Origin of the sequence: Aquabacterium sp., assembly GCF_004297345.1 — a bacterium.
Taxonomy (GTDB): Bacteria; Pseudomonadota; Gammaproteobacteria; order Burkholderiales; family Burkholderiaceae_C; genus Aquabacterium.
Genome location: NZ_SCTN01000294.1, coordinates 1 through 9707, shown reverse-complemented (window position 1 = coordinate 9707; position 9707 = coordinate 1). Strand labels below are relative to the sequence as shown.

Below are 9707 nucleotides of genomic sequence, written 5' to 3'. Positions count from 1 at the left end.
ATCACCAGGTCTTTGAGGCCAGTCTCACAATTGGCTACCAATGCGCGTCGTTCATCTGTATTCAGAAATACCGTGCGCCTTTGGCTTACTTTTTCGAAACTTGTAACGGTCTTCCAGCCGTCATCGGACGCTACAAGACGATCTCGGTGTGCCAAATTTAGTGCTGCCTTGAGCGTTGCCAAATTTCGATTGGCAGAGTCTTTTGCCCGACGCACCTTGTCGTCGTCTACATCGCCCTTGGGGATTTGCTTGTCACGCCAGGCACGGACTTTTATTGTGTTCAGCTTGTCCAGGCTGATCTTGCCGAAGTCGATGCCGTACACCAGTCGCTTGAAGCGACCTTCTGCATCATTCGCGGCCGTGTTTCCTTTGGTTGTGCGCTGGTGAGAGACGTAGTGCCTGCATGCCGCTTCAACGGTTGGCGCTTTCTCTGTAACGCCAGCATCAAGGCGACCAACCCAGTTTAGGGCAGCTTTCTTTGCGTCGTCGTACTGGTCATGATGGCCGAGCGCCTGATATGTCTTCTTGGCGCCCTCTTGCCGTCTGGCGATCCAGGTGCCTGTTTTGTCGTTCATAACGCGGAAGCCAAGGTATAGGCCCATTTCAAGCCGCGCCCAGTAGGGTTCCCGCCTTGTTGATAACTTGTTTCGCTCTGTTTTCTTGGTGAGGTCGTGTGCCATGAATGCCCTTGTGGTGGCCGTACGGACATTGTACGGACAGGCATCCTCGGAAGTCGTAGAACTTTGGAGGTCGCGCATGCTAGGCGTGTCTATGATTGTTGGAAGGCGTTGAACCTGTTCGGATCCTCATTCCTGCCTTCACACGGCAGGGGTCGCAGGTTCGAACCCTGCACCGCCCACCAGAAAATCAAGCACCTAGTCTCACGGCTAGGTGCTTTTTTCTTTGGTCAATCCAGATCGACGTGATGTGACTTGAAGGGCACACGATGGCCGAGCCTGCGCATCGGTCCATCGGTTTTGCGGTGGGGCGGGCCGCTTGTCGATCAGCGCCCGGATGGCCAAGCCCTGGGGGAGACGCCTTCGTATCGAACATCCGTACACCGTGTCGCAAAGACGGCACCCGGCGGCTTGTCGGCAGCTTCCAGATAACAAGGGTGCACGCCAGCCAGGAAGCTGGTGAACTGCAGTTGGTTGAACTCGCGTGGCGACCATCCAAAGTCTGCGGCAAAGGCTGACACCAATGCGCCCAGGTTGACGCGCAATGGCCGCCCGGTGGCCGCCATGTAGTCGTCGATCTCGAACGCCAGCTTCACGTAAGGGCCGTCTGCCAGGCCCAGCTCGCGCGCCAGGGCCATGGTCAGTGGCATGCGTTCATCAACGGATGAGATGGGGCGCCCATAACCAGCCATGCGCCCGCCGCCTTTCAGAAAGGCTTCCATGTAGTCGGCCAGGCTGGTGCCTGACTCGATGGCCTTGCGGGTCTTGATGAAGAAATCGACCGCGCGGAACTCGTTGCGCCGGCCATAGATTGTGGCCTCGGACAAGGCTTGCGCTGCGCTGGCGGCCAGATTGGGTGTGCTGCGTGCCGTGCCTGCCAGCGCCGCGGCCCGGTTGTTCCATAACCGGGCATCGGGGTAACTGCTCCATACCCAGGTCGATACGAGCAATCGCAATTGCTCTGGTGGCACACGCCGCCCGGTGATGCCGAACGCAACCAGGCCGAACCATTCCATGTCTTTCAGATCGCGGTGCAGATCGTGTCCACGAAAAACTGCCCGGCTGCCGGGAAAAGCCGCCCCTACTTTGGTGCGCAGTCTGCCCGTGTGTTGAGCGAGAACCTGTGGGCCGTTCATGCTGGCGTCTCCGTTTTGGGGGCAGGTGATGTGGGCGATGTGCTTTGCTGTTCGGCAAGCAGGGGGTCGTCTTCCAGATCGACTTCGGGGTAAGGAAAGCGTTTGAACCCATAAGCCACTTGCTCCAGGGCATGGGCCGCGGCACCAGGCAGTCTGAGCAGGAGGTGCAGCATTTCACCCTGGGCTGCGTTGAAACCCAGGTCGACAAAGGCGGCCGCTGCGACGCCCACCATGCTCAAGGGCAGTTTGGCTGCGGCTTCCAGTTCGGCTCGGTGCATCATCAGCCAGGGAAGGCATGGGCCGGGGCTGATGCGTCCCAGGCTTTCCAGCGTCTGCAAGACGATGGTGGCCGTGCTGACCCCATGGGGTGCAAAGCCAGCCGGGTGTTCGATCTCGGGCCAGCCTGCATCGTCCGGTGCAATGGATGTCAGTGGTGCATGGTGGGCGAGGGTGGCAAGCCACTCGGTCTGGGCCTGATCATGGCATTTGGCCCAGGCACGCATGGCCAGGTAGACGTCCCGAGCGCCGCCACTTTGGCCCGCGCCAACAGCCAGGGCTGCCATCAAGCTGGCAGCGGCCTGCGAGCCGCCAACGCCGCCACACATGGCGGCATGCACCATCGGATCGCGTGGGCCAGGGTTGGCCAAGGCGACGGCCAGCGTGTCCAGCATGTGGGTCTGCACAACCGTAGGCGCCTGGCCTGTGAACATCAAATGCAGCATGTCCGCCCATCGGGCGTGGCCCAGCATCTGGCCATAAACATCGTAGCCATGGCAATAGGCCGTGCGTGTTGCGAAGGGGTCGTTGTCTTCTGGTGTTTCTTGCCAGATACGTGTGTGGATGGGGGCGTCGCTCACAATGCGCCCTCCAGGGTTTGCATGCGCAGGTCCATCGGAGGTACTTCTTCACCGTCGACGCGGATATCTAGCAGGGTCGGACCACGGCGAGTGAGGATCTGCTCCATGTCAAGTTGGTCAAAATCCTTCGGGCTCTTGATGACGTGGCCTGGCACCCCCATGGCTTGTGCCATCAGCGCGAAATCCACCTCAGGCAACTCAAAGGCGATGCGCTCGGCTCCGGCCAGGCGCTGTCCGTGTTTGACCATGCCCAGGGCGGCGTCGTTGAGGATCACGAAGATCACGGTGAGGCCTTCCTGTGCGGCCACGGTGATTTCTTGTCCATTCATCAGATAGCTGCCATCACCTGTGATGCACACCACGGGGCACTGAGGTTTGCCGCGTGCAATGCCTACACCCGCCCCGATGGCCCAACCCATCGGGGCAAAGTCCATCAGCACGCGCAGCCACCCGGCATGGTCATGGCGGCGCTCGCCGCACCAAGCTTTGTTGACCGCGACATGGCTTGTGCCTGTGTCACCTGCTTGCGGGACCAGGCCAAGTCTGCGGTTGTTTCTCGATTCGAGATAGTGAATGGCCCAGGCCGTGGCGTTACCAGCGTCGGCAACAAAGCGCGTTGTGGGGGGGAAGCGTTTGGACAGTTCCACCATCAACCGCTGTGGCTTGATGGGGGTGGCATCACATTGCAGTTTCTCAGGTGAACGCAAACTCACTGGCTCTCGCTTGATCTGCCCGCTGACCACGGGCGACCAGGGCATGCCCAGTGCCTCTTGCTCAATGTGCATCAAATCCAGCAGGCGTTCGAACACGGTCCGGATGCGTCCGCGGATGTGTTGACGGGCCATGGGCGAATGCTTCAGGTGTTCGTCCGTCGCATCGATGTGAACCAGCTTGCGATTGAGCACACTGTTGCTCCACGCCGCGCTGGTCCATTCGCGCAAGCTGGTGCCAATGGCCAGGATCAGGTCATTGTCATCATTGAGGGCGTCCTGTGCCGAACGGTGCCCTGCAAACCCAAACACGCCTCGATACAGCACGTGATGGGGATTGATCAGGCCCTTGGCGTCAGGTGTTGTGACGAAGTAGGAGTCGGTCATCTCGGCGAAGTGGATGATGGCGTCAATGGCTTCGCCGCAATCTCCGCCAATGATCAGCGTCAGTTTGCGCGCCTTTTGCAGCGACATGAACAAGGACCTGACCATCTCTTCGTCAACGAGAGAAGGCTTTCGCAGAAGGGCTTGCAGCCCTTGTGGCGACAGCCGTTGCTCGACAGAGCCACGCAGAATGTCCAGCGGGATGGAGAGGTGGACGGGGCCGTGCGGTGGCTGAGATGCCCGCATCAAAGCCTGGACCAGTTTGGTCTCCAGTTGATCAACGTGTGAGACCAGCGTGTTGTAGCGGGTGCAGTGGCTGAACATGCCCACGGTGTTGATGCCTGTGCAGGCTGATTCTTGCAGAGCTCCCTTGCCGAACACGGGCAGAGACGGCTGGCCCGTGATCACGAGCATCGGCACGTTGTTGTCGAACGCACACGCCACACCTGTGATCAGATTGGTAGCGCCTGGCCCCGATGTGGCGATGCATACACCGATCTTGCCCGTTTCGCGCGCGTAACCGTCAGCCATGAAGGCTGCGCCCGCTTCGTGCCGAGCGACCACGGGGCGCAGACCGCCTCGTCGCGAACTGACGGCCATGGCGTTATACAAGGGTTCGATGGCGCCACCAGGCACTCCGAAGATGACATCGACACCAATAGCTTCCAGATAAGAAACGATGAGAGCTCCGACCTCAATGAATTGAGGGGGGGAGGCCAGCGATACGACTGCTGCAGACTTCACGGCACTGATCCTGAGTACATTTTAAAACCGAACGTCACATATTGAAACAATTCAGGTGTTCGCAAGGATGCCTGCCGCATCGCGAATCGTCACCCCCCCTATCACGTGCCAAACCCTTGATTGGGGGGCTGGATTGGGGTCGTTGCACACCCTGCGCAACACGGTTTGTAGAAAGGTGCACACACCTATCTACAAGCGTCCCGGATGCAGTACAAAATACGCACAAATCAGAAGTAACGGCTGGACTGACAATGGGGATGTTTTTTGTTCTCCGCAGGGCGTAAACGGCCGGCAGCCACAAGGTGGCTGAGATCGGCGATGCTGGGTGTACTGGGGTGGTTCCTGTATGCCGGCTTTGCTGTCTCCATTGCTGCAGAGGACGACGCAGGTCATGCGGCCATTGCGGTGCTCTACCCGGATATCGGGGAGCCCTACAAAAGCGTGTTCTCGACCATCGTCGAGGGGATCGAGGATCGAGCACGCGGCAAAGTCACCAGTTTCCCCATTGCCATGGGGGCCAATCCACCACCTTTGACCGATGAGTTGCGCAGGCGGGATATCCGCGCCGTGATTGCGCTGGGGCGCAATGGCTTGAAGGTGGCATCCAGCCTGGATCGTCAGATCAATGTGGTCGCCGGGGGCGTCCTGTCAGTGCCTGAGGCGGAGACTCAGGGCATGCTGGTGCAGAGCCTCGCGCCTGACCCGGCTCTGCTGTTTGCTCGGCTCAAGTCTTTTGTGCCGTCAGCCAGACGTGTCATCGTGGTCTACGACCCCAAGCAAAACGAGTGGTTGATTCGACTGGCGCGTGACGCAGCCAGGACTCAGGGGCTGGAGTTGCTTGCACTGGAAGCTGATGATTTGAAGACGGCCGTGCGACGTTACCAGGACACGTTTGGATCCATGAATCCCAAGCGCGATGTGCTCTGGTTGCCCCAGGACACGACAACGGTGGAAGAGTCTGCCGTGCTGCCCATGGTTTTGCGGGAGTCATGGAACCAGAACCTGGTCGTCTTCTCCAGCAATGTGGCTCACGTCAAGCGGGGGCTGCTGTTTTCCCTCTATCCCGATAACGTCGAAATGGGACGCTATCTGGCGACTGCGGTCCTGGCCTCTCTTCAGCCGGGTAGTTCGCAGGCACACGGGCTTCAGGCGCTCAAACAAGTACTGACGGCTGTCAATACACGTACAGCCGAGCACCTTGGCGTTGACCTTCGCGCCTCATCACAGCGCATCCACCTGGTTTTTCCGGAGCATTGAGATGACAAACGCTCAGCATTCGCTCCCTATGCGGCATCTCACCCGGATGTTGAGGGGGATGACCTTTCAGCGGCAACTCGCCATTGCGATGACCGTTGGGGTTCTGGGTTTGGCCTTGTTCTCCTCAATGGGGAGCGCATGGCAAGGCAGTCGGCAAGTGCGTGGCAATGTGATTCAGCAAAGCCTGCGCATCGCATCCAGCCTGGCGACACAAAGTACGCTGGCATTGTTGTCCGGTGCGCCAGAAAACGCGACGGAAGCGGTGGCTACCACGCTGGCCTTTCCTGATGTGTTGCGTGTGGAGATTCGCAAAACCGATGCAAGCGCACTGTTGGTAAAGGGTGTGGCGGTCAAGGACAACGACGAGAAGCCGGCGAAGGTCGACCCTGCTGGGCGTGAGCCATATCTGGACAGCGAGACCGACGAGGCCTGGCGATTTGTGGCGCCGGTGTGGACGGCAAAGCGAGATACACCCTTCGACGTCGTTGCACCCACTGACGAGTTTCTGGGTTACGTCGTGGTGGTGCTGAGCAAGTCCACGCTCAGCCAGATGGTGACCAATATCTTCCTGGCCAACATCCTGTCGTCATTCTTCTTCGCTGCCATTTTTCTGGTGGTGATTCGGTTTCTGTGCGCCAGGCTTGCTCGCCCGCTCAACTTGTTGTCGGCCGCGATGTTCCGCGCCGAACAGGGTGAGGTGCACGTTCGCACTGAGGTTGACGGGCCCAGTGATATCCAGGCCATGGCGCTGGCTTTCAATCGGATGATTGCGGCGCTTCAGGAGCGCGGAGGCGAGTTGCAACGCCACCGAGATCACCTGGAAGAACTGGTGCGTGACCGTACGAACGAGTTGCGAAGGGCCAAGGAGCGTGCCGAGGTGGCCAGTCAGGCCAAGAGCGATTTCATGGCCCGCATGAGCCACGAGTTGCGCACACCCTTGAATGCCATTTTGGGTTACGCGCAGATTCTCAAGATGGACCGCACGCTCTCCGATCGTCAGTTGACTTGCCTGAACACCATTCATGGCAGTGGTGAACACTTGCTGATGCTGATCGTGGACATCCTGGATCTGTCTCAAATAGAAGCCGGCAAGACGGAGCTGCATCTGGGGCCGGTCAACACGCGAGCCTTGGCGAACATGCTGGATGACGTCATTCGCATCAAGGCCGCAGAAAAGCAGTTGATCTTCATTGTCGAGTGCGCTGAGGATGTGCCTTCGACCTTGATGGTGGATGAGAAGCGCCTTCGTCAGGTGCTGCTCAACTTGCTGAGCAATGCGGTCAAGTTCACGCAAAGCGGTCAGGTTCGTTTGAGCTTGTCGAGGATAGAGCAAGACCAGAGAGGTGACCATGTGCGCATCCGTTTTGATGTGCAGGACTCAGGCGTAGGCATTCGTTCAGAAGATCAGGAACGTATCTTCGAGCCGTTCGAGCAGGCAGGCGATTCACGCAGCCGGGCTGCAGGCACGGGCCTGGGCCTGGCCATCAGTCGGCAGTTGGTGCGGCTGATGGGCGGGCAGTTGCAGTTGTCCAGTGAGCCGGGCACTGGCAGTCGATTCTGGTTTGAGCTGTCGCTCCAAATGGTTGATGCGATGGTGCGTGAGCCAGTGCGTCATCCCCTGGTGACTGGCTACACGGGCGAACGCCGGCGAATTCTTGTTGTTGACGATGTTGAAGCCAACCGTGAAATGTTGGTGGCGATGTTGCGTCCTTTGGGCTTTGAGACGCTGGAGGCTGTCCACGGTCAGGATGCGCTGGATCAGGTGCAGGCTTCGAATCCTGATCTGGTGCTCATGGATCTGGCCATGCCTGTCATGGATGGTCTGGAGGCGACGCGTCGGCTTCGGGCAAATGAGCGCACCAAAGACCTGCCCGTCATCGCCCTGTCAGCCAATGCATCCAACACCCATCGCGACGAGGCGCTGGCGGCTGGCGCGACGCTGTTCATGTCCAAGCCATTCGACAGCGCCGACTTGTTGCGTAACCTGGAGCGCTGCCTGTCCTTGAACTGGATTGATGCCCAAGCCTGATCAGAAAGCGTGGCTGACTTCGATGTAGCCGTAACGCCCGGCCAGGGGGAAGTCATTGGGCAATGAAATAAAGGGATGCCCAGCTGCGCTGAAATCATAGGGGCTTGGTTCGCGCGCGTCGGCATTGAACAGGTTGCGAATCGACATCGCAAAGTTCCAGCCCTTGGTCGACTTGTCCGTGCGCAAGGTGAGATCCAGTGTTGTGTATCCCTTGAGCGGCGCACGCGTGTCGCCGGTAACACGGGAGCGCTCGCCAATCCAGTTGGCTTGGGCGTCCACGGCCCAGCCAGACATGAAGCGCCAGTCGGCGCGCGCATAGGCCTGGTTATGGGGGGCATTGCCTGCGTCGTGCTCGACGGCTTTGTCGATGGAGTACTGGAAGCTGTAGTTGCCGGACAAGCGAACTGAGGAGCTTGCATCCCAGGCCGCTTCAAACTCCAGGCCATTGCCTGTCTGGCGGCCTGTGTTCTGGTAGACAAAATCAACCAGGCGGATGATGTCACTCATGTCGTAGTGAAAGAGGTTCACACCCAACTGGACGCTGGGTTGAACCTGCCAGGACACGGCAGCCTCCGTGGTCTTGATCTTCTCCGGTTTGAGAAGTTCGTTGCCTTGCACGATGGGGTTGTTGATGGCGTATAGCTCGGCCATCGAAGGAGGGCGGAACGCACTGCCATACAGCAGCTTGGCTGTCACGTTGTAGGCGGCCTCCCAAACCAGTGCAGCACGGGGGTTGACCGTGGTGCCAAAGTCGGAGTACCTGTCGTGGCGGACGCCAGCCGTCAGCGTCACGTCCTTGGCCAGCGACCATTCGTCCTGGCCATAAACGTAGAACTTGCGGCGCGTGTGCTTGTTCATGAACGGCACGGTGTCACTGACGTCAATGACATCGCCCGTTGAGCCTGTTCCGATTGGCGTGTAGTTGGGGTTGAAGTTCTTGGTCTCGTGAACCCGGTACAGCGACTCTCGCTCGTACCCTGAACCCAGTCGCACGCGGTGCCCATTGAGGCCGGTGTACGACAGCGATCCACCCAGTCGCATGTGGCTTTCCCATTTCTGCGGATTGCCGATCATGCCGTCTTCGAAGGTGCCTGTGCCGATGTTGGTGCCAGCAGGGAACAAGGTCGCTGCAGAAAACTCCTTGTAGTGCATGAAGCTGGCTTGCACATTCAGAGCCAGGTCATCCGTCCAGTGCTGGTCATCGTAGGTCAGGTCGCCATTGAAGTTCTGGCTGTAGTCATTGCCAGTGGGGTCCAGCGCCGAAGCCAACCCAAAACCATTGCCGTAGTTGGAGCGGTCCTTGAGACCAAAGTGCAGGCGCCATTTGTCTTTGCTGAAGTCCAGCATGCCGTCAACCAGTGTGCGGCCATTGTTGACGGGGCCGGGTGCATGGGATGCATTGGTGCCAAACACACCGTCCCAACCTGTTTGGGCGTCTGCCTCCACCGTCCGCTGATTGCCCTTTGTGGATCCGATACGCAGGTATGCCGCGACATCCGTGCCGGCCCACTGGCCACCATGCAGCATCCATCCGTCGCCATTGTGGAATGTGCCTGCACGAGCACCCACCTGCGTGCCGTTGATGTCCGACGCCGATTTGGTGATGATGTTGATCACGCCGGCGAAAGCTTCTGCACCATACAAGGCAGAGCCGGGGCCACGCAGCACCTCGATGCGGGCGATGTTCTCGACCGGCATGCCGCCCCACACGGCACCTCTGTTGCCGGTGAACACCGTGGTCATCGACACGCCGTTGATCAGCATCAGCACCTGAGGGTTGAAGCCAAAGTACAGGCCGCGGATCACATAGATGGGGGCGTAGCCTTGTGTCTCGATGGCGACGTGCAGCCCAGGCACGGTCTCCAGCACTTCATCCAGATCGGTGGCACCCATCGCAGCAATGTCTTCTGCGG

The 9707-nt window shown here is 59.2% G+C and carries 6 protein-coding genes and 1 pseudogene; 2 read left to right on the top strand and 5 right to left on the bottom strand.

Translation table 11 applies throughout. The features are described 5' to 3' along the window. The 4 genes and pseudogenes from EPO09_RS10420 to EPO09_RS10405 all read right to left on the bottom strand — a co-directional run. A pseudogene (locus EPO09_RS10420) lies at positions 1-680 on the bottom strand (site-specific integrase); the annotation flags it as partial. 323 nt (positions 681-1003) lie between these two features. Then, positions 1004-1813, bottom strand: coding sequence for a hypothetical protein (locus EPO09_RS10415; RefSeq protein WP_290642823.1), 810 nt, complete (start codon positions 1811-1813; stop codon positions 1004-1006). After that, positions 1810-2670 (bottom strand): citryl-CoA lyase, encoded by an 861-nt coding sequence (locus EPO09_RS10410; RefSeq protein ID WP_290642821.1) that lies wholly within the window; start codon positions 2668-2670, stop codon positions 1810-1812. Before EPO09_RS10410 ends, EPO09_RS10415 begins: the two co-directional genes overlap by 4 nt. Beyond that, positions 2667-4508, bottom strand: a complete 1842-nt coding sequence (locus EPO09_RS10405) for a thiamine pyrophosphate-binding protein (RefSeq protein ID WP_290642819.1) — start codon at positions 4506-4508, stop codon at positions 2667-2669. Before EPO09_RS10405 ends, EPO09_RS10410 begins: the two co-directional genes overlap by 4 nt. A gap of 318 nt (positions 4509-4826) precedes the next feature. Here EPO09_RS10405 and EPO09_RS10400 point away from each other — a divergent pair, with 318 nt between their 5' ends. Both EPO09_RS10400 and EPO09_RS10395 read left to right on the top strand, forming a co-directional pair. Further along, positions 4827-5765 carry an ABC transporter substrate binding protein gene (locus EPO09_RS10400; RefSeq protein WP_290642817.1) on the top strand — a complete coding sequence of 313 codons (939 nt, stop codon included), beginning with the start codon at positions 4827-4829 and terminating at the stop codon, positions 5763-5765. A gap of 58 nt (positions 5766-5823) precedes the next feature. Beyond that, on the top strand, positions 5824-7794 hold the full coding sequence (locus EPO09_RS10395) for an ATP-binding protein (RefSeq protein ID WP_290642815.1): 1971 nt from the start codon (positions 5824-5826) through the stop codon (positions 7792-7794). Here the strand turns inward: EPO09_RS10395 and EPO09_RS10390 are convergent. Next, a partial coding sequence (locus EPO09_RS10390) for a TonB-dependent receptor (RefSeq protein WP_290642813.1) occupies positions 7795-9707 on the bottom strand: 1913 nt, incomplete at its 5' end.